General features: G+C 73.1%; 22 protein-coding genes. 10 read left to right on the forward strand and 12 right to left on the reverse strand.

The window, feature by feature from the left end; genetic code table 11:
• The first annotated feature begins 92 nt into the window (after nt 1-92).
• From Q3W68_RS06440 to Q3W68_RS06450, 3 genes are all read left to right on the forward strand, one after another.
• Nucleotides 93-929 (forward strand): hypothetical protein, encoded by an 837-nt coding sequence (locus tag Q3W68_RS06440; protein ID WP_302904552.1) that lies wholly within the window; start codon nt 93-95, stop codon nt 927-929.
• Nucleotides 930-1039: 110 nt separating this feature from the next.
• A complete protein-coding gene (locus Q3W68_RS06445) occupies nt 1040-2377 on the forward strand; it encodes a vanadium-dependent haloperoxidase (RefSeq protein WP_302904553.1) in 1338 nt (445 codons plus the stop codon).
• A gap of 124 nt (nt 2378-2501) precedes the next feature.
• Nucleotides 2502-3434 (forward strand): alpha/beta fold hydrolase, encoded by a 933-nt coding sequence (locus Q3W68_RS06450; RefSeq protein WP_302904554.1) that lies wholly within the window; start codon nt 2502-2504, stop codon nt 3432-3434.
• A gap of 1 nt (nt 3435) precedes the next feature.
• Here Q3W68_RS06450 and Q3W68_RS06455 read toward each other — a convergent pair whose 3' ends face one another.
• Together Q3W68_RS06455 and Q3W68_RS06460 are read right to left on the reverse strand one after the other, a co-directional pair.
• Complete coding sequence (locus tag Q3W68_RS06455; RefSeq protein WP_302904555.1) at nt 3436-3801, reverse strand: hypothetical protein; 366 nt, start codon at nt 3799-3801, stop codon at nt 3436-3438.
• Nucleotides 3798-7076, reverse strand: a complete 3279-nt coding sequence (locus tag Q3W68_RS06460) for an SseB family protein (RefSeq protein WP_302904557.1) — start codon at nt 7074-7076, stop codon at nt 3798-3800. The genes Q3W68_RS06455 and Q3W68_RS06460 overlap by 4 nt, the downstream gene beginning before the upstream one ends.
• Nucleotides 7077-7228: 152 nt before the next feature.
• On the opposite strand from Q3W68_RS06460, the gene mycP reads away from it, so the two are divergent.
• Nucleotides 7229-8443 (forward strand): type VII secretion-associated serine protease mycosin, encoded by a 1215-nt coding sequence (gene mycP, locus Q3W68_RS06465; RefSeq protein ID WP_302904558.1) that lies wholly within the window; start codon nt 7229-7231, stop codon nt 8441-8443.
• Nucleotides 8444-8504: 61 nt separating this feature from the next.
• On the opposite strand, the gene Q3W68_RS06470 is transcribed toward mycP, so the two are convergent.
• Together Q3W68_RS06470 and Q3W68_RS06475 are read right to left on the reverse strand one after the other, a co-directional pair.
• Nucleotides 8505-8798: a WXG100 family type VII secretion target gene (locus tag Q3W68_RS06470; RefSeq protein WP_013473567.1), complete on the reverse strand. Its 294-nt coding sequence runs from the start codon at nt 8796-8798 to the stop codon at nt 8505-8507.
• A 20-nt stretch (nt 8799-8818) separates the two neighbouring features.
• On the reverse strand, nt 8819-9136 hold the full coding sequence (locus tag Q3W68_RS06475) for a WXG100 family type VII secretion target (RefSeq protein ID WP_302904972.1): 318 nt from the start codon (nt 9134-9136) through the stop codon (nt 8819-8821).
• Between the two features lie 245 nt (nt 9137-9381).
• Between Q3W68_RS06475 and eccE the strand changes: the two genes are divergently transcribed.
• From eccE to rarD, 4 genes are all read left to right on the forward strand, one after another.
• Nucleotides 9382-11184: a type VII secretion protein EccE gene (gene eccE / locus Q3W68_RS06480; protein WP_302904560.1), complete on the forward strand. Its 1803-nt coding sequence runs from the start codon at nt 9382-9384 to the stop codon at nt 11182-11184.
• A gap of 57 nt (nt 11185-11241) precedes the next feature.
• Nucleotides 11242-11628 (forward strand): phage holin family protein, encoded by a 387-nt coding sequence (locus Q3W68_RS06485; protein WP_013283623.1) that lies wholly within the window; start codon nt 11242-11244, stop codon nt 11626-11628.
• A gap of 125 nt (nt 11629-11753) precedes the next feature.
• Complete coding sequence (locus Q3W68_RS06490) at nt 11754-12242, forward strand: GNAT family N-acetyltransferase (RefSeq protein WP_302904561.1); 489 nt, start codon at nt 11754-11756, stop codon at nt 12240-12242.
• Nucleotides 12239-13168, forward strand: a complete 930-nt coding sequence (gene rarD / locus Q3W68_RS06495; protein ID WP_302904563.1) for an EamA family transporter RarD — start codon at nt 12239-12241, stop codon at nt 13166-13168. Before Q3W68_RS06490 ends, rarD begins: the two co-directional genes overlap by 4 nt.
• A 109-nt stretch (nt 13169-13277) precedes the next feature.
• Here rarD and Q3W68_RS06500 read toward each other — a convergent pair whose 3' ends face one another.
• Nucleotides 13278-13967 (reverse strand): anti-sigma factor, encoded by a 690-nt coding sequence (locus Q3W68_RS06500; RefSeq protein WP_302904564.1) that lies wholly within the window; start codon nt 13965-13967, stop codon nt 13278-13280.
• A complete protein-coding gene (locus tag Q3W68_RS06505; protein ID WP_302904565.1) occupies nt 13964-14533 on the reverse strand; it encodes a sigma-70 family RNA polymerase sigma factor in 570 nt (189 codons plus the stop codon). The genes Q3W68_RS06500 and Q3W68_RS06505 overlap by 4 nt, the downstream gene beginning before the upstream one ends.
• 169 nt (nt 14534-14702) lie before the next feature.
• On the opposite strand from Q3W68_RS06505, the gene Q3W68_RS06510 reads away from it, so the two are divergent.
• Nucleotides 14703-16826 (forward strand): PhoX family phosphatase, encoded by a 2124-nt coding sequence (locus Q3W68_RS06510; protein WP_302904566.1) that lies wholly within the window; start codon nt 14703-14705, stop codon nt 16824-16826.
• 73 nt (nt 16827-16899) lie between these two features.
• Here the strand turns inward: Q3W68_RS06510 and Q3W68_RS06515 are convergent, their stop codons facing one another.
• Nucleotides 16900-17682, reverse strand: a complete 783-nt coding sequence (locus Q3W68_RS06515; RefSeq protein ID WP_302904567.1) for an IclR family transcriptional regulator — start codon at nt 17680-17682, stop codon at nt 16900-16902.
• 153 nt (nt 17683-17835) lie between these two features.
• Here Q3W68_RS06515 and Q3W68_RS06520 point away from each other — a divergent pair, with 153 nt between their 5' ends.
• Entirely contained in the window at nt 17836-19032 is a 1197-nt protein-coding gene (locus Q3W68_RS06520; RefSeq protein ID WP_302904568.1) for an MFS transporter, read from the forward strand.
• A gap of 171 nt (nt 19033-19203) precedes the next feature.
• Here Q3W68_RS06520 and Q3W68_RS06525 read toward each other — a convergent pair whose 3' ends face one another.
• From Q3W68_RS06525 to nuoK, 5 genes are all read right to left on the reverse strand, one after another.
• Nucleotides 19204-20244 (reverse strand): polyprenyl synthetase family protein, encoded by a 1041-nt coding sequence (locus tag Q3W68_RS06525; protein WP_302904569.1) that lies wholly within the window; start codon nt 20242-20244, stop codon nt 19204-19206.
• An 89-nt stretch (nt 20245-20333) separates the two neighbouring features.
• On the reverse strand, nt 20334-21887 hold the full coding sequence (gene nuoN, locus Q3W68_RS06530; protein ID WP_302904570.1) for an NADH-quinone oxidoreductase subunit NuoN: 1554 nt from the start codon (nt 21885-21887) through the stop codon (nt 20334-20336).
• Entirely contained in the window at nt 21884-23416 is a 1533-nt protein-coding gene (locus tag Q3W68_RS06535) for an NADH-quinone oxidoreductase subunit M (RefSeq protein ID WP_013473559.1), read from the reverse strand. Before Q3W68_RS06535 ends, nuoN begins: the two co-directional genes overlap by 4 nt.
• A 64-nt stretch (nt 23417-23480) precedes the next feature.
• Nucleotides 23481-25370, reverse strand: a complete 1890-nt coding sequence (nuoL, locus tag Q3W68_RS06540; protein ID WP_302904973.1) for an NADH-quinone oxidoreductase subunit L — start codon at nt 25368-25370, stop codon at nt 23481-23483.
• Nucleotides 25371-25449: 79 nt separating this feature from the next.
• On the reverse strand, nt 25450-25749 hold the full coding sequence (gene nuoK, locus Q3W68_RS06545; RefSeq protein ID WP_013283611.1) for an NADH-quinone oxidoreductase subunit NuoK: 300 nt from the start codon (nt 25747-25749) through the stop codon (nt 25450-25452).
• Nucleotides 25750-25774 lie beyond the last annotated feature (25 nt).

A 25774-nucleotide genomic window follows, 5' to 3' on the forward strand; every position in this document is an offset into this window, starting at 1 on the left:
ATCATCGTGGATGTCTGGTACGGGGGTAACAGACGGCCGACGCGCGTCATGCGCCCGGCGGTCCGCCCCCGCCGTCCACGGGGGTGGCGACGATGTCCACGACAGTGCTGGCCGACGACACCGACTATCCAACGAACGGGCGTGCCTCGGAAGCTGAGGCCGCAACCACGCGCCCGCTTCTCGACGAGTTGCGCCGATCCATCGCGGCCAGCCAGCAGGACCTGCGGCGGGCCCAGCGCCAGCTCACCGAAGCCCACGCCGACCTGGAGTGGTGGACCCGCCGGCTGGTCCGGGAGGCCGATGCCGGCATCCCGGTGGAGACCGTGCCGGACGGCACGGAGTTCCACCGGCTCTCGGCCCGGCTGTGCGCCCGGGACGGGACGGGCTGCCGCCTCCTGCACGGCGGGACGACAGCCTCGCCGGCGCACGAGCACCCTGTGCCTCAGCCAGGCGACACCGCCCACCGCAGCGTGCTCGCCCGTACGCGGCTGGAGCAGCCGGCCTTCCGCGAGGCGATCGAGGAGATCGGGCGCTCGACCCACCAGCACCGGGTACTGCCCCACCTGACCGTCACGCTACAGCTCGCCGACGAGGTCGCCCTGCTCTCCCTGCCCCAAGCGGACGGACCGTCGGGGTTGCTGCTCCGCCATCCGGAGCTGGTGCGACTCGCGACCCAGTTCTTCGACTCGGCCTGGGCGGCCGGCCTTCCGATGGCAGTCCGGGAGCCCACCGGCGACGACCGCCCGCAGGAAGTCCAGCTTCAGATCCTGCGCCTGGCGGCGGTCGGAGCCAAGGACGACTCGATCGCCCGGAGCCTGGGCCGGAGCACCCGTTGGGTGCGGCGGCACTTCGAGTTGCTGGAGGAACAGCTCGGCGCGACGAACCGGATGACCCTCGGCATCGCGGCAGTCCGGCGTGGCTGGATCTGATCTTGCAGCTTGCGGACAGGGTCAGCTCTGCCCTGCCGCCGGAGCACGCCGAAACCCGATGATCGATGCATGTCGATGGAACTTCCATCGACCATCGGGGAAGGATCACCTTGCGAAGGACACCTCTGCGGCGGCTGGCCGCACTCGCGCTCAGCGCCGTCACACTCGTCGGCGGGCTGGTGGCCGTCCAGGCCCCGGCCGCCGCGGTGCCGGCCGGGTTCGACCACACGATCTACTGGAACAACGTCCTGCTCAAGACCTACCGCGCGGTGGGTGGCCCGCCGACCGTCCTGGCCCGGGCCGGGGCGATGATGCACCTGGCCATGTACGACGCCACCGCGTCGCTGTCCGGCAGCGTCGGCACCCCCTACCTGGGCAAGGTGGCCCGACTCCCCAACTGGAGCTACGACCTCGACATGAACGTCGACATGGCCGCCTTCAAGGTGCTGCAGTCGGTCTTCCCGGGTCGTGACTTCACCGCCGACTGGCAGGGCGCGCGGACCTACCCGCCGATCGGCGAACCCGGCCCCGAGGGCTGGAGCACCAGCGTCGGCGAGGGCACCGCGCAGAACATGATCAACGCGCGGGCGAACGACAATTCGACGGTCAACACGCCGTACACCCTGATCAACGCCGCTGGGCAGTGGCGTCCGACCGAGGCGGGCACCAGCGCGGCCGGCCCGAACTGGGGTCGGGTGAAGCCGTTCGCGCTGACCTCGTCGTCGCAGTTCCGGCCCTCGCTGCCGGGTGGCTTCCCGAACATCACCGCCATGCTCACCAGCACCGACTACGCAACCCAGGTCAACGACGTCCGGCGGCTCGGCGCGGCGACCGGGTCCACCCGCACCGCCGACCAGACCCAGGCGGCCTTCTTCTGGGCCAACGACCTGGACGGCACGTACAAGCCCCCGGGTCAGCTCTTCGCCCACACTCAGATCATCGCCAAGGCGAAGGGGACGGCCAATACGAGCAAGCTCTTCGCACTGGTCGCCATGGCCATGGCCGACGCCTCGATCGCCGCCTGGGACGCCAAGTACGAGACCGACATCGACCTGTGGCGTCCGGACACCGCCATCGCGGAACCGCAGAACGACGGCAACCCCGACACCGTTCCGCAGCCGGCCTGGGAGCCACTCTCCACCGCCGCCGACGGAACGCACTTCTCGCCGAACTTCCCGGCGTACATCTCCGGGCACGCCACCTTCGCCGGCGCCTGGGCGGGCATCATGAAGCGGTACTACGGCACCGACGCGGTCACCTTCACGGCCACCACCGAGGACCCGAAGGCGGTGGGAGTGCAGCGCACCTTCACCTCCTTCTCCGCCGCCGCCAACGAGAACGCGCTCAGCCGGCTCTGGCTCGGCGTGCACTACCGGTGGGACGCGGACGCCGGTCTCGCCACCGGCGACGCGGTCGCGAACCGGGTGTTCGGCAACTACCTACGCTGACGGCAGGCACGTGGGCCGGCGAGATCCCTCGCCGGCCCGCGTCGCCCGTCACGGCCCCGGAGAAATCCCTGATCCTGGTCACCTGCGGGGCCGGTGGGTGACCGGCGGCCCTAGGCTGTGCCCCATGACCGACCAGCGCGGCGGACCCGTCGACGAGTCCTGCGTCCTGCCCGAAGGGCCGTGGACGCACCGGTTCGTCGGCGCCAACGGCAGCCGGTTCCACGTCGTCGAGGCGGGCACCGGTCCGATGGTGCTCTTCCTGCACGGCTTCCCCGAATACTGGTACGCCTGGCACGAGATGCTCCCGGCCGTCGCGGACGCGGGCTTCCGGGCGGTCGCCGTCGACCTGCGCGGTTACGGCGCGAGCGACAAACCACCCCGGGGGTACGACGGCTACACGCTCGCCGCCGACGTCGCCGGTCTGATCCGCGCACTGGGCGAGCGGTCGGCCACTGTCGTCGGCACCGGCGCGGGCGGGCTGATCGGCTGGACCGCCGCCTCCTTCCACCCGACCCTGGTCCGCCGGCTCGTGGTGCTCGGCGCGCCGCACCCGCTGCGGCTGCGGGCGGCCATCTTCGCCGACCCGCGCGGCCAGTTCGCCTCGGCCACCGCGACGCTGAAGTTCCAGCTGCCCCGCTACGAGCACGTCCTGACCCGGGACGGCGCCGGCGAGGTGGAGGAGATCCTGCGCCGGTGGGGTGGCCCGCGCTGGGTGAACGGCCCCGACTTCGCCGACTACGCCCACTGTTGCCGGGTCGCGATGCAGATCCCGCAGGCGGCGTTCTGCGCGATGGAGGGCTACCGCTGGGCGTTCCGCTCGGTGCTGCGGCTGCACGGCTACCGCTTCGTGAAGCTGATGCAGAAGCCACTGGTCACGCCGACTCTGCAACTGCACGGCGCGCTCGACCGGGCCTCGCTCCCCCGTACCGCCCAGGGCTCCGGCCGCTACGTCACCGCCCCGTACGAGTGGCGGCTGCTCGACGACGTGGGCCACTTCCCGCACGTCGAGGCCCGGGACGTGGTGCTCGGCGAGATCCTGCGCTGGGCGAAGTCCTGACTCAGACCCGCTGCTCGCCCAGGTCGGCCACCTCGGCGGCGGGCGCCCAGCCCTGGTAGACGCCGAAGTCGAACGCCTCCAGCCCCATCGCCTCGGCCACCGGCCAGCGCCCACCGGTGTACTCGACCCGCAGCCAGCCCTCGTGCTCGGCCAGCACGATGAACGGCTGTCCCTGCCAGGTGCAGGTGGTCCGCACGTACGCCAGATCGTCGACCTCGCCGGCCGGCACCACCCGGACGTACCGGCCGGGGCGTACCTCGGTGAAACCCTCGCCGGGTCCGGGCTGGTAGAGGCGGATGTCGTCCCCGTCTGGGCTGGCCTGGTACTCCCGGCCCCGCCAGCGGGCCACGTAGCCGTCGCGGCTCACGCCTCGCCCGCCTTCCGCCACAGCAGCTCGTCGGTGTCCAGGACCGCGACCAGCTTGCTGTCACCGTCCGCGCCGACCCGCCACAGCTCGGCGCCGTGCGGCAGGCGGGCACTGTCCACCTTGAACTCGGCGATCACGTCGCTGCTCTCCCCCGGCGCGAAGCCGTTGCCGCGGAACGGGGGCCGCTCGATCACCCAGCCCTCCATCGCCCGCATCGCCGCCTCGTTCGGGCCGCCGTAGGGGATCCGGTAGAGGCTCGGCCGGTAGGCGGGCCAGCGCAGCAGGTAGATCTCCTCGTCGTCGGGGGAGAACGGCGAACCGGGGTGGCCGAGGCCGAGCGCCCGGAACAGCTCCGCCGGGGTACGCAGATGCGCCAGTTCCCCGGCCCGGTGCACGAAGCCGGAGACCCGGTCGTAGCCACGCTCCAGGTAGTACGCGAGCTGGCTCGCCGCGATCGCCTTCTGCATGGTCACCGGCCGGTTCGCGGCGATCGTGGGCGTCTCCGGGCGCTGTCGTTCCGCCGGCTGCGGCGCGGCGGCCGGCTCCGGGTCGTCGCCGAGGCCCACCTCGGCCGCCCAGTTGGCGAGCGCGAGGACCTGCTCCCCCGGGTACGTCGCGCCGACCGGGCTGCCCGGATTGACCCGGAACGACCACGTCACGTCCGGCCACCTGCGAATGAGCTGGACGAACTTTACCCGTACCGTCTCGACCTGGCCCTCGGTGTGCTCGGCCAGGCGTTCCGGTGAGGTGTAGACCGAGACGCACCTCTCGCCGTCGACCTGATCGGCGTGCCAGACGAAGCCGCTGTCACCCGGCCGGCTGCCGGCTGCCGAATCGGGCGCGACCGGCAGCAGCACCCGGGCCAGCAGCAGCGTGGTGAGGAAGCCGTCGGTGCTGCCGCTGCCAGCGGCGGCCAGCAGGTCCTCCTCGACGTCGTTCGCCGGTACGAACTCGGCGGTCGCGCTCGCGGTGGTCGATCCGCGACCGGCCTGCGGACCGGCTGTCGTGGCGGGGGTCGCGGTCTCCGGTGCCGGTGCGGACAGCGCCACGGTCGGCTCGCCGGGCGCGAACAGCGACGTGGTGACCGGTTCGTCGCCGGTCGCCGGCGCGAACAGGGACACGGTCGGCTGCTCCACCGGTTCGGCGTCGGGCAGCGGCGCGGCCGGCTCGGACGGTGCCGGACCGGTCAGCGGCGCGGTCGGGTCGTCCGGTGCGGAGTTCGACAGCGACGTCGTCGACTCGGGCGGCACCGGATCGAACAACGAAACGGTCGGCTCAGCGGGCGCCGGGTCAAACAGCGAGACCGTCGGCTCAGCGGGCGCCGGGTCAAACAGCGAGACCGTCGGCTCAGCGGGCGCCGGGTCAAACAGCGAGACCGTCGGCTCAGCGGGCGCCGGGTCAAACAGCGAGACCGTCGGCTCAGCCGGCGCCGGATCGAAGAGCGAGACCGTCGGCTCGGCCTCGGCCGGGCCGGAGAGGGACCCGGTCGGCTCGGTCGACACCCGGTCGAACAACGAGGCAGCCGGCTCGGCCGACGCCGACGACGTGAACAGCGGCGCGGTCGCCTCGCCTGCCGGGGCCGGCGACTCGAACAGCGACGTCGTGGGCTCGGACGACGACGCGAGCGGCACGGCCGGCTCGTCGCGCGGCGTACTCCGGTCCGTCGCGCCGGCGGCCCGGGTGTGAGACGGCGTCGGCTCGGCGAGGTTCACCGTGTCGTCGGCGACCGGCGGGTCCACGGAGAGCGGCATGGTCGGGTCGGCGCCGGCCCACGGTGTGGCCGCGCCCTCGTCCGCGTCCACCGGACCGGTCTGCTGCGCCGGCCGGAGCGGCGCGGGCTCGGTCAGGTCGCGGGCCTCGATGACGGTGCCCTCGATGACGATGGGTGTGAAGTCGCGGCGTGCGGCGGGCGGCGCGGAGACCGGTTCGGCGATCGACGGAGGCAGTTCCTCCACCGGCTCGTCGATCGTCTCCCACCGGCTGGTCCCGCCCTCGGTGCTGCCCGGTGTGGCTCCCCACGCGGCGGCAGGGGCCGGCCCGGCGGCGGTAGCGGATCCGGCGTCCGCCGCGTTGGCCGGTCCGGCTTGCCGCCGGGGCAGCGCCTCGGTGGCGTCCTCGGGCGGGCGGGTCGGCCGGAACGCCTGGGTCGCCTCGTCCGACCGGGGCACTGGCGACGGCTCGTGCGGCCGCGACGCGAACGCGTGGGTCGGGCCCTCGCGTACCGGCTCGTTCAGCGGCCGTCGGCGCGGAAACTGCTGCCCGCCGGCGAACCGGGTCGGCGGGGTGGCCCGGTCGCCGGCCCGGCGCGACGGGTCCAGCGGCGACGGGCGCCGGGCCGAGCGGCCACCGGACGAGGGTTCGAAGAAGGAGCGGGACGGCGGCGGGACGGGTGCCGCCGGTGGCTCGTCGGCAGGTGCCGCCGGGGCTGCGGCGAACGGGTCCGGCTCGTCCGGGCGGCGGCGCAGATCGGTGAGCCAGCCGTCGAGGGCGTCGGTATCCGACTCGTCGCCGGGGGCGGTCCGGCTCGGGGCGTCGCTGTCCGACGCCCGGCGGCGGGGCGGCACGGTGGGCAGCCGCCGCCCCAGGACCGAGGCGGCCCGCATCGGCACGGTGGGCGGCTCGTCGGTCTTCTTCAGCCGCTCGTCCCGGGCGGGCGCGCCGACAACCGGCGGCACGACCGGAGGCGGAACAGCCGGAGGTGGCACCGCGGGAGGTGGCACGACGGGAGGCGGAACAGCGGCCGGCGGGACGGCGGCGGGAGGCACCGGGGCAGGCGTGACAGTGGCCGCCGGTACGGGCACGGCCGGCGGGCGGGGCGCGGCCTCGGGCACCGTGTTCCGGGCTCCCCGGGTGGCGTTTTCCACCCGTTCCAGCCGGGCGCGGGCGCCCATGGTGCGGCCGGGCAGCCGGACGTCGCCCCGGGAGAGCTGAGCCACGTACCAGGCCGGCAGGTAGCCCTCGATCGGCAGGCCGGGATTGACCGCCAGCCACCACTCGGGGTTGGGCCAGCCGGCCGCCAGATCCGGGTAGGGGACGCGGCGGGTGGGCCCCGCCTTCTCGCCCAGGCTGGCGCGCAGCGCGGCGATCGAGGTGAAGGCCAGCACGTGGGTGCGGCCCCCGGAGGTCCAGGTGCCCCATCCGGCGGTCGGCCCGCTCGCGACCGGCAGCAGGAGATCGACGCGGGTCAGCACCCGGAAGTACTGCTGCTGGTCCTGCGCGCGCAGCGCATCCCGCATCGCCACCTCGGCCTCGGTGGCCGGCTCCCATCCGGTCACGGCCACCTCTCCTTCCGCGAACAGGCCACAGGCATCGCCTACAACCTACAAGGTGGCAGCAAGATCAGGACTTCTGGCCATCGACGGTCGGCTCCGACGTCAGCGAGCCGCTAACATCGCGTTCCGGAGCCGACACGTTACGGAGGTCGTCGATGTCTCGGCCAGTCGCGTACCCCGCCGTGGCCGCCCTGGCGACGCTCCTCGTCACAGCGGTTCCGGCCGCTCCGGCGGCGGCTCGCGCGCCCGCCGGCTGCGCCTCGCCGCCCGCGCCGGCCCGCCCGGTGGCGGACCAGCCGTGGCCGCAGCAGCGGTACGCCCCGGATCGGCTCACCCCGCTCGCGACGGGCGCCGGGATCGTGGTCGCTGTGGTCGACTCGGGAGTGGACAGGTCCCACCCGCAGCTGGCCGGCCGGGTTCTCGACGGCGCCGACTTCCTCGACCGGGGCGGGGACGGCACCAGGGACTGCGCCGGCCACGGCACCGGGGTGGCGAGCATCATCGCCGCCGCACCGCAGCCCGGCGTCGCGTTCCGCGGCCTCGCGCCGGATGCGCGCATTCTGCCGGTACGGGTGAGCGAGCAGCAGGTGGTCGAGGGCCGGGAGTCGGGGCGTACTGTCGACGCGGCCGGGTTCGCCCAGGCCATCCGCTGGGCCGTGGACCACGACGCCGACGTCCTGAACCTCTCGGTCGTGCTGTACGCGGACGACCCGGCCGTACGCGCCGCCGTCGCCTACGCGGTACGGCGGGACGTGGTCGTGGTGGCCGCTGCCGGGAACCTGCACGACAACGGTGATCCCCGGCCCTACCCGGCGGCGTACGACGGGGTGCTCGGCGTCGGCGCGATCGGGCGGGACGGGACACGCTCGGCGTTCTCCCAGACCGGCTCGTACGTGGACGTGGTCGCCCCGGGCAGCGAGGTGCTGATGGCGGCGCCCCGGTCGGGACACCAGCGGGCGGAGGGGACCAGCTACGCCACTCCGTTCGTGGCCGGTACGGCGGCGTTGCTGCGCCAGTACCGGCCCCGGCTGAGCGCGGACGAGGTGGCCGGTCGGGTCGTGGCCGCCGCCGACCCGGCGTCGGGGCGGGACGCGGGCTACGGCGCGGGGGTGCTGAACCCGTACCGGGCGGTGACCGAGTCGGCCGGCGCGACGGAGCCGCATACCCGGCCTGGCGCGGCGCTTCCCGCCGACCGGCTGGATCCGGCCGCGCTGGCTCGCCAGTCCCGCCGGGACACGGCCCGGGACCGGGCGCTGCTGGCCGCCGCCGTCGCGGGCGGGGCGGTGGCGCTGGTGGCGGCACTCGCCCTGGTGCTGCCGCGCGGCGCGCGCAGGAGCTGGCGCGCGGCCGGCCCGGCGGCTCCGAGATGACCGCCGATCACGCGCGAAGCCGCGCGGCCCGGGTCACCTGCCCGGGCCGCGCGGCGTCGGTTCACTGGAACAGGTTGGCGTTGCGCTTCTCGGTGTCGAGGTAGTCGGTCGCGGAGTCCTCCACCGCGAGCTTGATGTCACGCAGCATCGCCTGGAGATCCTGGGAGGCGGCCCGCCACCGGGACTGCCGCACCTCGTACGCCTCGCGGGCCTCGCCGTTCCAGCTCGCCACCAGCGGGGCGGCGTCGCGTTCGAGCTGACCGAGCTGACTCTCCAGCGTGGACAGCGCCCGTTGGATGTCGGCGCCCGCTTGTTGCAGGGCGGCGAAGTTGACGACCAGCACACCGTGCTCCATGGATTCGATCCTTCCGGTTGTCAGAGCGGCAGCTGGATGCCGCGGTTGGTGCCCGCCACCCGGCCGGCGGCCTCGGTGTCGGAGACGTCGTACTGCCGGCCGGCGGTGCGGATCGCGTTGGCGGTCTCGCGCAGCGCTCGGTGAAGGGCGGCCTGGTCCTGTGCCCACTGCTGCTTGACCTGCGCGAACGAGCGCCCACCGGCGCCCCGCCAGGCCTGCTGCAACACCTCCAGTTCGGCCATCAGGCCGCTGAGCATGGTCTGCAGCGACTGGTCGGCCTGCTCGAACTTCGCGGCGGTCTGCTGCATCACCGCGGCTTCTGCCTGGGTCTGGGACATCCCGGACGTCACCTCGTCTCCTCGGTCGTGGCTGGCCATTGTGTGACCACCGTGGACTCGTCGACAGGAGTCCGGGGCCGGTGGAGGGGGAAGCCCGGCGGCGGCGGACACGCGACTCGACGATTTCGTCGCTGACGGTAGCCGTCCGACTTCGGTTCTGCTACCCCTTCGGGCTCCCCTGTGGACAACCCGGCCATTACGATGAGCCACGGCAGCGTCACGCGAGGGCCCGGCGAGGAGGTGCGGTGACCGCGAGCACGTCCGAGCGGCCCGTGTCCGTCCCGGTCCGTTCGCCACAGTGGACGAGCCGCCCGGCGGCTCGGCTGCGCGCCGGTCAGATAGTGGCGACCCAGGTCGCGGCGGCAGTGCTGATCGCGGCCGCCGGGCGGGGTGTCGTGCCGACGGCCGTCGCGCTGCTGGCGGCGGCCCTGCTGCTGCCCGCAGCGTGGGTGCGGGTGGGCGGCCGCTGGCTGCACGAGTGGCTCGTCACCGCCGCCGCGTACCTGACCCGGCGGCGCGCCCTGCCACCGGCGGCCGATCCGGCGGCGCTGCTGGAGCTGCTCCGGCCGGGCGCGGTGGTCGGCGCGAGCGAGGCGTCCGGCGGGGCGGCCGTGCTCCACGACGCCGCCGGACTGACCGCGCTGCTGGAGCTGGGCGACCCGGACGACCTGCTCGGCGACCACACGCACGAGCTGCCCACGCCGTTCGACCTGCTTCCGCCGGCCGGCCCGGACGCCCCCGCGGTCCGGTTGCAACTGGTGCTCTCGTCCTCGCCCGCACCCGCGCCCGCTGTCGCCGGCGGTCCGGCCGGGACGTCGTACCGCCAGCTCACGGACGGGCGGGTGGCCGGGCGGGCGCGCGTGGTGCTGGCCGTCCAGGTGCTGCGCGCCGACGGCTGGCCGGACGAGGACCTGCTGCGGGCGCTGTCCGGCACCCTGCGGCGGCTCGTCCGCCGGCTCGGCCCGCTCACCGCCCGGCCGCTGGGTGGCGACGCGGCGCTGCGGGTGATCGCCGAACTGGCCCACCACGAGCCGGGCGCCCCGGTGCGGGAGACCTGGCCCCAGCTCACCGTGGGTGGCCTGGCGCAGGCCACCTGGCGGCTGCGCCGGTGGCCGGATCCGCGCGGCGAGGCGGCGCGAGGGCTGGTGGGCCGGTTGCTCGCGCTGCCGGCCACGGCCACCACGGTCGCGCTCACGGCCGGTCCGCGCACCGGCACGGCGCCGGTCCCGGCCGAGCTTGCGGTACGGGTGGCGGCCGGGAGCGCGGCCGAGCTGTCGACCGCGGAACGCACGTTGCGCCGGGTCGCCGGTGACGTCGGCGGCGAGTTGCGCCGGCTCGACGGTGAGCACCTGGCCGGGTTGGCCGCCACGCTGCCGTTGGCGGTGACCGGTGGGGCCGCGTCCCCGGCCGGGTCGCCCCCGCCCGCGCTGGACCTGCCACCCGCCGCCGCCGGCCTGATGGTGGGCGCGAACCGGCACGGCGCCGCGCTCACCGTCCGCCTGTTCCGGCCGGCCACGACCCGGGTGCTGCTCGTCGGCGGCGTGCCCGCGGCGCAACTGCTCGTACTGCGGGCGCTGGCGCTCGACGCGCGCGTGGTGGTGCAGACCGGCCGTCCCCGCTTCTGGGAACCGTTCGTGCGCGGTGTCGGGACGGTCGGCGGCGGCGTACCGCTGCTTCCGCCGGGTCGTCCGGTCGGTGGGGCGCCCGGCTCGCCGCTGCACCCGCTGCTGGTGGTGGTGGACGCCGGCCCGGTGCCGCCGGAGGCCGGACCGGCGGCCGCCTGGCAGTCGGTGCTGGTGGTCCGCGACGAGCTGACCCCGGCCGACACCCCCGCGCTGGCCCGCGCCGACCTGGCGATCCTCCAGCCGCTCGACCCGGCCGAGGCCGCGCTCGCGGGCGCGGCGCTGGGCCTGGGCGGCTCCGCGGAGTGGCTGACCCGGATCCGCGACGACATGGTGGCGGTGGTCAACCGGCGGGCCCTGCGCTGGGCGCTGCTCTCGCCCACACCCGTCGAGTCGCAACTGGTCGGTCGTCCGGCCCGGCACTGACGGAACGCGCCGCCACGCGACTTCCCCTGGTGGTACGCCCGTGGCACGATCCCGGCCATGGATTTCCTGAAGGGTCTTCTGATTCGCGTGGGTTCGACGGCGGTGGCGTTCTGGCTCGCCACCCTGCTCATCCCCGGCATCTCGCTCGATTCCGACTCGGCCACCGAGACGGTGATCACGCTCGTGCTCGTCGCGGTCATCTTCGGCGTGGTGAACGCGGTGCTCCAGCCGATCATCAAGACCGTGGGGTGCGGCTTCTACCTGCTGACCCTCGGCCTGATCGCGCTGGTGGTGAACGGCCTGCTCTTCCTGCTCACCAGCTGGATCGCCGGTGAGGCCGGGCTGCCCTTCCACGTTGACGGGTTCTGGCCGGAGGCGGTGCTGGGCGCGCTCTTCGTCGGCATCGTCACCTGGATCCTCGGCGCCGTCCTCGACCGCGACTGACGCCGGGTCCCGGCCGGTCGTCGTGGCGACCGGCCGGGGTCACCACCCCAGCAGCCCGGGGCCACCAGGCCAGCAGTAGGGAATTGGCTGGCGAGCGGCCCGGGTGACGGCGCTAGCGTCGGCGGGTGTTCACTCTGACCCGCGCGGACCGCTACGAGATCAGCACCGACCCGGACCGGATCGACCTGGACCGGGTGCACGTCTGGCTCTCCACCGACGCGTACTGGGCGCTGGGGCGGGAGCGGGAGACTGTGGCGCGCGCCTTCGCCGGCTCGATCGGCTTCGGCGTCTACCGGCCGGGGGACGGGCGGCAGGTCGCTGTCGCCCGGGTGGTCACCGACGGGGCCACGTTCGCCTGGCTCTGCGACGTCTACGTGGACCCGGCCGAGCGCGGTCGCGGGCTGGGCACCTGGCTGGCCGGCGCGGTCCGCGACCACTTGGCCGAGCTGGGCGTACGCCGGATCCTGCTGGCGACGCTCGACGCGCACGGCGTCTACGCGAAGCTCGGCTTCCGCCCGGTCGCGCCGGATCGGTGGATGGAGCTGGATCAGCGGGTGACGCCGGTCACCGATAAGGACCAGGAGAGCGAGCCACCACTTACGGTGGAGCGGTGAACCAGCTCCGGCTCGGCTACCTGTACGGCGTCGGCGCGTACCTGATCTGGGGTTTCTTCCCGATCTACCTGAAGCTGCTGCGCCCGGCCGGGCCGGTGGAGATCCTTGCGCACCGGATCCTCTGGTCGGTGGCGTTCGTGGCGTTGCTGCTGGCCGCCGCCCGGCACGCCGGCTTCCTGCGCAAGCTGGCCCGGCGGCCCCGGGCGCTCGCCGGTATCGGGCTCGCGGCCGCGCTGATCGCCGTCAACTGGGGCACGTACATCTACGGCGTCAACTCCGACCGGGTGGTGGAGACGGCGCTCGGCTACTTCATCAACCCGCTGGTGTCGGTGCTGTTCGGCGTGCTGGTGCTGCGGGAACGGCTGCGCCGGGCACAGTGGGCGGCGCTCGGCGTCGGCGCGCTCGCGGTCGCGGTGCTCACCGTCGACTACGGCCGCCTGCCCTGGCTGGCGCTCACGCTGGCGTTCAGCTTCGCCGGGTACGGCCTGGTCAAGAAGCAGCTCGCGCTGCCCGCCACGGAGGGGCTGTTCGTCGAGTCGGCGGTGCTGGCGCTGCCGGCGCTGGCGTACCTGGGGTGGCTGTCGGCGCGCGGCGACTCGACGTTCGGGCACGTCTCGGCCGGGCACACCGCGCTGCTGGTGCTCGCCGGCGCCGCCACCGCGATCCCGCTGCTGTTGTTCGCCGGGGCGGCGAACCGGCTGCCGCTGTCCACTGTCGGCATGCTGCAGTACCTCGCGCCGATCCTCCAGCTCGGCTGCGGCGTGCTGATCTTCCACGAGCCGATGCCGCCGGCCCGGCTGGCCGGCTTCGCCCTGGTCTGGCTCGCCCTGGTCGTCTTCACCGCCGACGCCCTGCGCCACTCCCACCGCACCCGCCTGGCCGCCCGCACCCCCACCCCGACCTCCGCCCCCACCCCGTCGCGCTGATCTTGCACTTTCCGCCCCGGCGAAAGGGGTGAAAGACCCGAACCGAGGGCCGAAACTGCACGATCGACGGAGAGGGCGGCGGGGCGGGCGGGCGGGCGGGCGGGCGGGGTCAGCGTAGGTCGTAGGCCAGGACGGGGGCGTTTGTGCCTCGGAGCAGCTCCAGGCGGACCAGTTCGCCCTTGGTGAAGCGGGTGACACCGGAGAAGCGCAGGTCGTCGCCGGGGGCGGCGAGCCAGGAGCCGATCTGCTCCGTCGCGCCGTCCGGACCGTGCGCCACCAGCCGGAACGTGTACGCCTCCCGGTGCCCGGCCCGCCTGTCGTACCCGCAGTGCATGGTGACCTCGGTGCCCCACGGCGTCTCGGTCAGCCCCACCTCGGCGTGCACCGGCACGGTTCCGGCCACCGGCCGCATGGAGGCCAGCGCCACAGGCGGCTTGGACGGTTCGGCGGGCGACTGCACGAGCCCCACCCCGACGCCCGCCAGCACGGCGAGCGCGGCGGCGGCGAGTGCTGTCAGCGCGTACCGTCGGCGGGAGCGGGACCGGTCGCGGCGCTTGCGCTCGCGCGCGGCGTCGAGCAGCGCGGGCACCCGCGACGTCTCCGGCCCGACCTCAAGGAACTGCTCCAGCCCGGCCGGGTCGAGCCGGCCCAGCAGGCCGGGGAGCACGGCGATCTCGGCCACCGCCTCCCGGCAATGCGCGCACCCGGCCAGGTGCCGCTCGTAGGCGACCCGGTCCGCCGGGGCGAGGGCGCCGAGCACGTACGCCCCGTCGTCGTGCGCGAACTCGCAGCGTGTCACCCGGTCACCCCCACCTCGGCCAGCGCCAACCGTAGTGAGCGCAGCGCGTAGTGGGTACGCGACTTCACCGTGCCCGGTGGTACGCCCAGCCGCGCGGCCGCCTCCGCCACCGAACGCCCCTGGTAGAAGCACTCGACCAGCACTTCCCGGTGGGTCGGGCTGAGCCGGTTGAGCGCCTCGGCGACCGTCCACGCCTCCACCGCGCGCTCGGTCTCGTCGACCGTCTCGGCGGTCTCGGGCAGTTCGTCGGTGTACACCTCGCCGACCCGGGCCGAGCGCCGCCGCCAGGCGTCGATGGCGAGGTTCCGCGCGGTGGTGAACAGCCAGGCGCGTACCGAGCCGCGTCGCGGGTCCAGCGACTCGGGGTGCCGCCAGGCGCGCAGCAGCGTCTCCTGCACGAGGTCCTCGGCCCGGGGCCGATCGCCGTTGACCAGCCGCAGGGCGTGCGCGTACAGCGCGTCGGCATGCTCGTCGTGCAGCGCGCGCAGCAGTTGGGCGTCGTGGTCACTGATGGCGGTACCTCGCTTCCGGCGGCGGGGAAACCGGCGATGCGTTCGCCCTTCCATACGTGCCGTGACGCCAAACGGTTCATCCGCAGCTCAGCGCGGAGCTGTTCACGTCCGGTTCAGGTCCGGGCCGATCCCCGCTCACAGTGCCCTGGCAGCGTCCGGCGGGTGAGCGCGCGAGCCGATCACCCGCGCGCCTTCCGACGTTGAGATCAGGAGGCTCCACCACATGAGCGACCGGCCTCGCCTGCTTCCACTGCTGGGTGGCACCCGCCACGGCAGCCGCGACGCGATGACCTGTCTGTACCGGTGCGGTAACGCGTGTGACCACCCGGTGCCGAACCCGACCGACAACCCGTACTTCGGGGACGTGGTCGGCACCGAGATCTCCCGGCGCGGCGTGGTCCGGGCCGGCGCGGTCGGCGCGCTGGTGCTCGGCTTCGGCGGCGCCGCCGCGGGCGCGCTCGCCGGCGCCGCGCCGGCCGCCGCGGCGCCCGCCGCCCCGCCCGTGCCCGGCGGCGAGGTGCCCCCCGCCGGGGCGGGCCGCCCGGGCAGCGGCGCGCTGACGTTCAAGCCGATCCCGCCGAACAAGCTCGACACCCTCGTCGTCCCGAACGGGTACGACCACTCCGTCGTGATCCGCTGGGGTGACGAGGTAGTGCCCGGCGCACCCGCGTTCGACCTGGGCCGGCAGACCGCCGCCGCCCAGTCGAAGCAGTTCGGCTACAACAACGACTTCGTCGGCGTGCTCCCGATCGACAGGCGGCGCGCGCTGCTCGTGGTGAACCACGAGTACACCAACGAGGACCTGATGTTCCCCGGCTTCACCGGCCAGGACGCGCTCACGGTCGAGCAGGTGCGGGTGGCGATGGCCGCGCACGGCATGTCAGTGGTGGAGCTGGAGCGGGTGGAGAACACCGGGCAGTGGCGGCCGGTACGGCGTGGCCGGCGGGAGTACAACCGCCGGGTCACGGCGCTGGCGACGAAGTTCGAGCTGACCGGCCCGGCGGCCGGCTCGGCGTGGCTGCGTACCGCCGCCGACCCGAAGGGCCGGACGGTGATCGGCACGCTCAACAACTGCGCCGGTGGCGTCACCCCGTGGGGCACGGTGCTCTCCGGCGAGGAGAACTTCAACCAGTACTTCGTCGGCGGCGACGGCGCACCGGAGGAGCAGAAGCCGAAGCTGGCCCGGTACGGCATCCCGACCGACGTGCGCCACCCGAGCGGCAGCCGCAAGTGGGAGCGGGCGGACGAGCGGTTCGACCTGACCAAGCACCCCAACGAGGCGAACCGGTTCGGCTGGGTCGTCGAGATCGACCCGTTCGACCCGCAGGCCGAGCCGCGCAAGCACACCGCGCTGGGCCGGTTCAAGCACGAGGGCGCGAACGTCATCGTGGCCCGCAACGGCCGGGTGGTCGCGTACATGGGCGACGACGAGCGCTTCGACTACCTCTACAAGTTCGTCTCCGACAAGAAGTTCATGCCGGGCAAGTCCTCGGTGGCGCGGCGGCACAACCTGACACTGCTGGAGTCGGGCACGCTCTACGTCGCGAAGATCGAGGGCGACAGCCCGGCCGCCGAGATCGACGGTTCCGGCAAGCTCCCGGCCGACGGCGGGTTCGGCGGACGCGGCCGCTGGATCAAGCTGGTCAGCGGCAACCGCTCGTACGTCGACGGCATGACCGCCGCGGACGTGCTCACGTTCACCCGGCTCGCCGGGGACAAGGTCGGCGCCACCAAGATGGACCGGCCGGAGGACGTCGAGCCGAGCCTGCTCACCGGCAAGGTCTACGTGGCGCTGACGAACAACAGCGACCGCGGCAAGGCCGGCAAGGCGCCTGCCGACGAGGCGAACCCGCGCAACAGCAACAAGCACGGGCAGATCCTGGAGCTGGTCGAGGACCGCGGCGACAACACCGCCGAGACCTTCGCCTGGTCGCTGCCGATCGTCTGCGGCGACCCGGCCGACGCCTCCACCTACTTCGCCGGGTACGACAAGACCAAGGTCTCCCCGATCTCCTGCCCGGACAACGTCGCCTTCGACGCCACCGGCAACCTGTGGATCTCGACCGACGGCAACGCGCTGGGCAGCAACGACGGCCTGTTCGCCACTGCCGTCGAGGGTCCGGAGCGGGGCCACCTGAAGCAGTTCCTCACCGTGCCGCTCGGTGCGGAGACCTGCGGCCCGTTCATCACCGGCGACAACCGGTCGGTCTTCGTGGCGGTGCAGCACCCGGGCGAGGTCACCGGCGCGTCGGTGGAGAACCCGGCCTCCACCTGGCCGGACGGCGACTTCGCCAAGCCCGGCGTGGTGGTCACCTGGCGCCTCGACGGCGGCCCGGTCGGCAGCTGACCCACCCCGGGGGCGGTCCGGCGCTGGACCGCCCCGCGAGGGGCCGCCGGCCCACCAGGTCGGCGGCCCTTCGTCAGTTCTCCGAGGCGATGCCGTCGGCGATGGCGCGTGCGGCGGTGAGCAGCTTGGCGCGGACCACCCGGGCCGAGGTCATCATCTCGCCGGCCGGCAGCGCGCAGGCCAGCACCACCCGGCGCTCGATGTCCTTGTCCGGGTTGACGAGCACCGCGGCACACGCCACGCCCTGCCGGAACTGCCCCAGCTCCAGCTGCATGCCGCGCCGGTCACCGGCGGCCAGGTCCGCCTCGAACGCCTCGACCGTGGTGAGGGTGGCGGTGGTGAAGGGGCGCATGCCGTACTCGCGCAGATAGCGGAAGCGCTGTTCGGTGGTGAGCGTGGCGAGCAGGCTCTTGCCGAGCGCTGTGGCGTGCGCGCCCTCGTCGAAGCCCGGCACCAGGTCTTCCATGTAGGGCGAGCGCGGCCCCTCCGCGGACGCGGTAACCGCCACCTGCCCGCCGACGAAACGGCCGAGGTAGTGGCTCCAGCCGGTGTCGGTCGCCGCGCGGCGCAGCGCCTCGCCCACCGCCGGCGGCCCCCGGAACGCGGTGACCAGCTCGCGGTAGCGGTCGGCCACCTCCAACCCCACGATGTACGTCCCGTCCTCGCGCCGGATCACGTAGCCCTCGTACGCGAGCGTGCGCACCAGGTGGTAGGTCGTGGCGACGGTCAGCTCGCAGCGCCGGGCGATCTGCTTCACGGTGAGCCCTCTCGGCGCACGGCCGACCGACTCGAGCACTCGAAGCGCGCGAGACACGCTACGGATCAGGTCCGAAGGTTCCGCCAAGGGGTCGCGCACAACCACCTCCGCCGCCGGGGACTTACACCATATGAAAAACCGGCCGAGTGCGAAATGCCTGTTCGGATGGAGGACGCCAGAAGACCGGGCACAGACCGTGTGCCGACGGACACGATGAGCAGCCAAAACGTTGCGGCGTAAGGTGTGCTCGCGATGACCGAACTTGTTTCGCGAACCGACCCGCCGAAGGCCCGACACGCCGTCTCCGTGGGCGCCGGCGCCACCCTCACCACGATCGTGTGCGTCCTGCCCGTCTTCCTGGTCGGCGGGCTCGCCGTACAGCTCGCGGACGAACTCCGCTTCAGCCCGGCCGGGCTGGGCCTGGCCGTCTCGATCTACTTCGGCGTGAGCGCGCTCGCCTCGGTGCCCTCCGGCGCCCTGGTCGAGCGCTTCGGCCCGGCCCCGGTCGCCCGGGCCGCCATCCTCCTCTCCGCCGCCTCGCTGCTGGCAGTGGCCGGGCTGGCCCGGTCGTACCCGGTCCTGGTGGCGCTGCTGGCCCTCAGCGCCGCCGCCAACGCCCTCGGGCAGCTCGCCAGCAACGCGGCGCTCGCCGAGCACGTACCCGCCCACCGGCAGGGCCTCTCGTTCGGCGTCAAGCAGGCCGCCGTACCGGCCGCCACGCTGCTGGCCGGTCTGGCGGTCCCCACAGTCGCGCTCACCGCCGGCTGGCGCTGGGCCTTCGTGGCGGCCGCGGTGGCCGCGCTCGCCGCGCTGCCGGCCGTACCCCGGGCCGGACGGGACCGGCGGGCCCGGACCGCCTCCGGCCGCCGTGACGGAGGCACCGGCCCGCTCGTGGTGATCGGGCTGGCCGCGACGCTCGCGGCGGCGGCGGCGAACGCCCTCGGCACGTTCCTGGTCGACTCGTCGGCGGCGCGCGGGCTCTCCCCCGGCCTGGCCGGGCTGACGCTGACCCTGGGCAGCGTGGTGTGCGTGCTCGCCCGGGTGGGCCTCGGCTGGCTGGCCGACCGGCGCACCAGCGGGCACGTCGGACTGATCGCCGGGATGCTGCTGACCGGCTCGATCGGCCTGATCCTGCTCGCGGTGGCCGGCTCGGCGCCGCTGATCGCGGGTGTGGTGCTCGGCTTCGGCCTCGGCTGGGCCTGGCCGGGGCTGATGAACTTCGCCGTGGTCCGGCTGCACCCGCAGGCACCGGCCGCCGCGACCTCGATCACCCAGACCGGCGTGTACGCGGGCGGCTGCCTGGGGCCGCTCGGCCTGGGCGCGCTGGCCGGCGCGGCGGGCTATTCGGCGATGTGGCTGACGGCTGCCGTCGCCATGCTCCTGGCCGCCCTCCTGCTGCTGCTGGGCGCCCGCCTCCTACTCCGCCCCCCCACCCCCGCCCTCCCCTGACCACCCCGCCCCCGCTCGCCCCGCCCGCTCCGCACCCCATCGCGACGATCATGAAGTTAGCGGCGCGACACGCCGGGCGGGCGACCGTCAACCTCATGATCGACGAGGGCCCGAGCGGGCGGTGAGGGCCCGAGGGGGCGGTGAGGGCCCGAGCGGGCGGTGAGGGGTGGGTCAGCTGGTGCGGTCGGCGATGTAGTCGCAGAGGGACTCCAGCGCGCGGCGGGCCGGGCCTTCGGGGAGCGGAGCCAGCCGGGCCCGTGCGTCCTCCGCGTAGCTGCGCACCGTCTCCCGGGCGCGCTTGAGCGCCGGGGACTCCCGCAGCAGGCCCAGCGCCTCGGCGTGCAGCGCGTCGTCCACCAGCGGGCCGGTGGCCAGGATCTCGCGCAGCCGCACGCTCGCCGCGTCCGCGTCGTCGGAGGCCATCGCGTAGAGCACCGGCAGGGTCGGTACGCCCTCGCGCAGGTCGGTGCCGGGCGTCTTGCCCGACTGGACCGACTCGCTGGCGATGTCCAGCAGGTCGTCGGAGAGCTGGAACGCGACGCCGATGATCTCGCCGTACGCGGCCAGGGCCTCGACGTGCTCGGGCGCCGCACCGCCGAACATGCCGCCGAAGCGGGCCGACGTGGCGATGAGCGAGCCGGTCTTCTCGGCGATCACGTGCAGGTAGTGCGCGACCGGGTCGGTGTCGCGCGGGCCGACCGTCTCGGCGATCTGGCCGTGCACCAGCCGGGCGAACGTGCGCGCCTGGAGGCGTACCGCCTCGGGCCCCAGGTCGGCGGCGATGTCGGCGGCGCGGGCGAACAGGTAGTCGCCGACCAGGATGGCCACCGAGTTGGTCCAGCGGGAGTTGGCGCTCGGGGCGCCGCGCCGCACTGCGGCCTCGTCCATCACGTCGTCGTGGTAGAGCGTCGCCAGGTGGGTGAGCTCCATCACCACGGCGGCGGGGACGACCTGGGGGGCGTCCGGCTCGCCGAACTGGGCGCCGAGCGCCACCAGCAGCGGACGGAACCGCTTGCCGCCGGCCTCGACCAGGTGCCGGGACGCCTCGGTCACCAGCGGATCGGCGCTCGCCACGCTCGCCCGCAGGCTCGCCTCGACCCGGTCGAGCACGCCCAGCACTGAGGCTTCGACGCGCGGGTCGGCGAGGTGCAGGCCGAGCGCGCCGAACTGACCTGAACGCTCGCCAGCCGGGTTCGCCACGTCCTCAACCATGCCACACCCGTTCGACCTGCTCGTCGACGGGGATACGGGCCGGGGGCCGGTACGCCACGGCGTACCGGCCCCCGGTGGGATCACCTCTGTCATCTGACGAATTCGGCGGCACCGGTGGTCAGGTCGAGCAGCGGGCCGGGCACCACGCCGAGGACCAGCGTGGCGAGCACGCCGATGACCAGCGCGGCCGAGGTGAGCGCGCCCGGCACGGTCACCGTCGGGGTGGACTCGCCCGGCTCGGACAGCCACATCATCACCACGACCCGCAGGTACGGGAACGCCAGCACCATGCTGGTCAGCACGCCGGCGATCACCAGCCACGCCTGGTTCGCCTCCAGGGCCGGGCCGAAGACCGCGAACTTGCTGGTGAAGCCGCTGGTCAGCGGGATACCGGCGAAGGCCAGCAGGATGAACGTGAAGATCGCCGCGAAGAACGGCGATCGGCGGCCCAGCCCGGCCCAGCGGGACAGGTGGGTGGCCTCCCCGTCGGCGTCGCGAACGAGCGTCACCACGGCGAACGCGGCGAGCACCGAGAAGCCGTACGCCGCCAGGTAGAACATGGTGCCGGAGAGCCCTTCGCGGCTCGGCGCCAGCACGCCGACGAGCAGGTAACCGGCGTTCGCGATCGACGAGTACGCCAGCAGGCGCTTGATGTCGGTCTGGGTGACCGCCAGCACCGCGCCGACCAGCATGGTCAGCACCGCGATCGCGCCGAGCACCGGGGTGAAGTCCCAGGACGCCCCGGCGAACGCGACGTGGAAGACGCGCAGCAGCGCACCGAACGCGGCGACCTTGGTGCAGGCCGCCATGAAGCCGGTGACCGGGGTCGGCGCTCCCTGGTAGACGTCCGGCGTCCAGACGTGGAACGGCGCGGCGGCGGCCTTGAACAGCAGGCCGATGGCGAGCAGCGCCATGCCGGCGAACAGCAGCACCGGGCTGGACGGGGACTCGGTGACCGCGGCGTGCACGGTGGCGAAGTCGACGCCGGCCCCGCGGCCCGGGATCCCGGAGGTGAAGCCGTAGATCAGGGCGACACCGAACAGGAAGAACGCCGAGGCGTACGCGCCGAGCATGAAGTACTTCAGCGCCGCCTCCTGGCTCAGCAGACGCCGGCGGCGGGCCAGCGCGCAGAGCAGGTAGAGCGGCAGGGAGAAGACCTCCAGCGCGACGAACATGGTCAGCAGATCGTTCGCCGCCACGAAGATCAGCATGCCGCCGATCGCGAACGACATCAGCGGGTAGACCTCGGTGGCGCCACCGACGCCCTCGGCCTGCCGGCGGTCCTCCGCCGACTCGGCGGTGACGGCGGCGTGCGCCACGAAGGCGCCGCCCCGCTCCACGGTGCGCTCGCCGACGAGCAGCAGCGCCATCACGGCGAGCACCAGGATGGCGCCCTGGAGAAACAGCGTCGGGCCGTCGATCGCGATGGCGCCGCCGATGGTGATCAGCCGGTCGTCGGAGTTCAGGATCACCATGACGATCGCGGCGAGCATCGCCACCAGGGCCAGCCCGAGCTGCACCGCGTTGCGCAGGCGGCGCGGCACGAACGCCTCGACCAGGACCCCGAGCAGCGCCGCGCCCAGCATGATCAGGATGGGAGCGAGCGCCGCGTAGTCGATCGACGGCAGCCTCAGTTCACTCACTTCGCAGCCTCCTGGACGCTGCCGACCTCAGGGGCGGGATCGGACTTGCCGACGTCCTGCATGGTCGCCTGGACGGCGGGGTTGATGACATCGGTGACCGGCTTGGGATAGAAGCCGAGCAGCACGATCAGCGCGATCAGCGGCGCGACGACCACCTTCTCGCGCAGGGTGAGGTCGCGGCGCATGCCCTCGACCTCGGTCAGCGCCGGGTTCAGCGTGCCCTGCGTGGTGCGCTGCACCATCCACAGCACGTACGCGGCCGCCAGGATGATGCCGAGCGTGGCGATCACCGCGACCGGCTTGTTGACGGTGAACGTGCCGATCAGCACCAGGAACTCGGAGACGAACGGCGCGGTGCCCGGCAGCGCCAGCGAGGCGAGACCGGCGAAGAAGAGCACGCCGGCCAGCACCGGCACCAGCTTGCCCGCGCCGCCGAAGTCGCTGATCAGCGCCGAGCCGCGCCGGGCGATCAGCATGCCGACCACCAGGAACAGCAGGCCGGTGGCCAGGCCGTGGTTGAGCATGTAGAGCACCGCGCCGGTGCCGGCCTGGGTGGTGAACGCGAAGATGCCGACGCCGATGAACCCGAAGTGCGCGATCGAGGTGTACGACACCAGCCGCTTCAGGTCGTTCTGGCCGACCGCCAGCAGCGCGGCGTAGATGATGCCGATGACGCCGAGCGCCAGCGCCCACGGCGCGAACCACCGCGACGCCTCCGGGAACAGCGGGAGGCAGTAGCGCAGGATGCCGAACGTGCCGACCTTGTCCAGCACGCCGACCAGAAGCGCGGCGGCACCGGCCGGGGCCGCGCCACCGGCGTCCGGCAGCCAGGTGTGGAACGGGAAGAACGGCGCCTTGATCGCGAAGGCGACGAAGAAGCCGAGGAACAGCCAGCGGGCCGTGTCGGTGGCGAACTCCGCCTGGCTCAGCGCCTGCCAGTCGAAGGTCTTCCCGCCGACCACCCAGAGGCCGATGACCGCGGCCAGCATGAACAGACCGCCGACCAGCGAGTAGAGGAAGAACTTCACCGCCGCGTACTGCCGCTGGTGGCCGCCGTAGCTGCCGATCAGGAAGTACATCGGCACCAGCATGACCTCGAAGAACACGTAGAACAGGAAGACGTCGGCGGCGGCGAAGACGCCGATCATCGTGCATTCGAGGACGAGCAGCAGCGCGAAGTACGCGGGCACCGAGCGCTTCGACGCCTCGGCGTCGTGCCAGGACGCCAGGATCACCAGCGGCACCAGGATCGCGATCAGCATCAGCATGACCAGCGCGATGCCGTCCACCTCGAAGGTGAAGTTCACGCCCCAGTTCGGGATCCACGGGTACGACTCGCGGAACTGGAACCGGTCACCACCGGCGGAGAAGGCGAACCACATCACCACCGACAGCACCAGCACCAGCAGCGACCAGCCGAACGCCACCAGCTTGGCGAGGTCCGGGCGGCTGCGGGGCAGCAGTGCCACCACCAGGGCGCCGACCAGCGGCGCCACGGTCAGCACCGAGAGGAACGGGAAGTTGGACATTATTCGGCCTTACCTCCGTCGTGACTGCGTGGCCCGCCGGCGGGGGCGGCCGCGTTGAGGTCGATCACGCCAGCCACCCCGCCTGCACCGCCAGGAACGCCGCCACCACGAGCAGCGCGCCGGTCAGGATCGAGGTCGCGTACGACCGCACGAAGCCGGTCTGGAGCCGCCGGAGCCGGCCCGAGCCCCCGCCCACGGCGGCGGCCAGGCCGTTGACCAGCCCGTCGACGCCCCGGTTGTCGAGGAACACCAGCGCCCGGGTGAGGAAGATGCCCGGCTTCTCGAAGACCGCCTCGTTGAAGGCGTCCGTGTAGAGGTTCCGCCGCGCGGCGGTGACCACCACGCCGGCCGGCTGCGGCTCGGTGGCCGTGCCGCCCCGGAACAGGAACCAGGCCAGCCCGGCGCCCAGCACGGTGACCAGCAGCGACAGCGCGGTGAGCAGCCAGTGCGCCAGCACCGGCGCGTGTTCCCCGCTCTCCGCGCCGAGCCCGTTGGTGGCGGTGAGCCAGTCCGGCACGGAGGTGGCGAGCAGGAAGCCCGCGCCGACCGAGCCGATCGCCAGCAGGATCAGCGGGACGGTCATCAGCTTCGGCGACTCGTGCGGGTGCTCGATGTCCTCGGTCCAGCGCTTCGGGCCGTGGAACGTGAGCACGAACAGCCGCGTCATGTAGAACGCGGTGAGCCCGGCGCCGAGCAGTGCGGCCATGCCGAACAGCCAGGCCGTCCAGCCCTCCCGCTCGAACGCGGCCACGATGATCGGCTCCTTGGAGAAGTAGCCGGAGAACGGGAACATGCCGATGATGGCGAGCCAGCCCATCATGAACGTCAGCCAGGTGACCTTCATGTACTTCGACAGCCCGCCGAAGCGGCGGATGTCCACCTGGTCGTTCATGCCGTGCATGACCGAGCCGGCGCCGAGGAACATGTTGGCCTTGAAGAAGCCGTGCGCCAGCAGGTGCACGATGGCCAGCGCGTACGCGGCACCGCCGAGACCGACGCCCAGGAACATGTAGCCGATCTGGCTCACTGTCGACCAGGCCAGCACCCGCTTGATGTCGTCCTTGGCCGCGCCGATGATGCAGCCCATCAGCAGCGTGAGCGCGCCGACGCTGACCACCACGAGCTGGAGCGTCTCGTTGGCCGAGAAGATCGCGTTGGAGCGGGCGATCAGGTAGACGCCCGCGGTCACCATGGTGGCCGCGTGGATGAGCGCCGACACCGGGGTCGGGCCCTCCATCGCGTCCGGCAACCACGCCTGGAGCGGGAACTGGCCGGACTTGCCGGCCGCGCCGAGCAGGAGCAGCAGGCCGAGCACCAGCACGGTGGTCGAGGTCAGCGAGCCGACGCCGTTGAACACCTCGTCGTACTGGGTGGTGCCGAGCATGGCGAACATGATGAAGATGCCGATGGCCAGGCCGGCGTCGCCGACCCGGTTCATCAGGAACGCCTTCTTACCGGCGGTGGCCGCGCTGGGCCGGCCGTACCAGAAGGAGATCAGCAGGTACGACGCCAGGCCGACGCCCTCCCAGCCGAAGTAGAGCATCACGTAGTTGTTGCCGAGCACCAGCAGCAGCATGGCGGCGACGAACAGGTTGAAGTACGCGAAGAACAGCCGCCGGCCCGCGTCGTGCGCCATGTACTCCACGGCGTAGAGGTGGATCAGGAAGCCCACCCCGGTGATCAGCAGGACGAAGACCGCGGCCAGCGGGTCGAAGAGCAGACCGAAGTCCACCCGCAGGCCACCGACCGCGATGAAGTCCCAGAGGCTCAGCTCGACCTGCTTGTTCTCCAGGCCGCGGAGCTGGAAGAAGTAGGTGAGCCCGAGCACGAAGGCGGCGCCGATGGCGCCCACGCCCAGCCAGTGGCCCCAGCGGTCGGCCCGCTTGCCGAGCAGCAGCAGGATCGCCGCGCTGACCAGCGGGATCGCCACCAGCAGCCAGACACTGCCCAGCATCCCGTCCGCCGTGGCGAAGGTGACGGCTTCGGCTGGCTCAGACTGGGCGATCGTCAGAATCTGTTCCACCACGAGCCCCTCAGTACTTCAGCAGGTTGGCGTCGTCGACGCTGGCCGAGCGCCGGGTCCGGAAGATCGCCATGATGATCGCGAGCCCGACCACGACCTCGGCCGCCGCCACCACCATCACGAAGAACGCCATGATCTGGCCGTTCAGGTCGCCGTTGATCCGGCTGAACGTGACCAGGGTCAGGTTGGCCGCGTTGAGCATCAGCTCGATGCACATGAACAGCACGATCGCGTTGCGCCGGACCAGCACGCCCACGGCGCCGATGGTGAACAGCACCGCCGCGAGGATGAGGTAGTAGTCCGGGGTCACCGTGCCAGCCTTTCGTTCGCGACTG

It is taken from the genome of Micromonospora sp. C28ISP2-4 (genome assembly GCF_030519385.1).
Classification (GTDB): domain Bacteria; phylum Actinomycetota; class Actinomycetes; order Mycobacteriales; family Micromonosporaceae; genus Micromonospora; species Micromonospora tulbaghiae.

Coding starts and splice junctions, on each gene's coding strand:
- Q3W68_RS06440 (WP_302904552.1), top strand. CDS start 93: ATGTCCACGACAGTGCTGGCCGACGACACCGACTATCCAACGAACGGG.
- Q3W68_RS06450 (WP_302904554.1), top strand. CDS start 2,502: ATGACCGACCAGCGCGGCGGACCCGTCGACGAGTCCTGCGTCCTGCCC.
- mycP (WP_302904558.1), top strand. CDS start 7,229: ATGTCTCGGCCAGTCGCGTACCCCGCCGTGGCCGCCCTGGCGACGCTC.
- Q3W68_RS06470 (WP_013473567.1), bottom strand. CDS start 8,798: ATGGAGCACGGTGTGCTGGTCGTCAACTTCGCCGCCCTGCAACAAGCG.
- Q3W68_RS06475 (WP_302904972.1), bottom strand. CDS start 9,136: ATGTCCCAGACCCAGGCAGAAGCCGCGGTGATGCAGCAGACCGCCGCG.
- Q3W68_RS06485 (WP_013283623.1), top strand. CDS start 11,242: ATGGATTTCCTGAAGGGTCTTCTGATTCGCGTGGGTTCGACGGCGGTG.
- Q3W68_RS06505 (WP_302904565.1), bottom strand. CDS start 14,533: ATGGAAGGGCGAACGCATCGCCGGTTTCCCCGCCGCCGGAAGCGAGGT.
- Q3W68_RS06510 (WP_302904566.1), top strand. CDS start 14,703: ATGAGCGACCGGCCTCGCCTGCTTCCACTGCTGGGTGGCACCCGCCAC.
- Q3W68_RS06520 (WP_302904568.1), top strand. CDS start 17,836: ATGACCGAACTTGTTTCGCGAACCGACCCGCCGAAGGCCCGACACGCC.
- Q3W68_RS06525 (WP_302904569.1), bottom strand. CDS start 20,244: ATGGTTGAGGACGTGGCGAACCCGGCTGGCGAGCGTTCAGGTCAGTTC.
- Q3W68_RS06535 (WP_013473559.1), bottom strand. CDS start 23,416: ATGTCCAACTTCCCGTTCCTCTCGGTGCTGACCGTGGCGCCGCTGGTC.
- nuoL (WP_302904973.1), bottom strand. CDS start 25,370: ATGCTGGGCAGTGTCTGGCTGCTGGTGGCGATCCCGCTGGTCAGCGCG.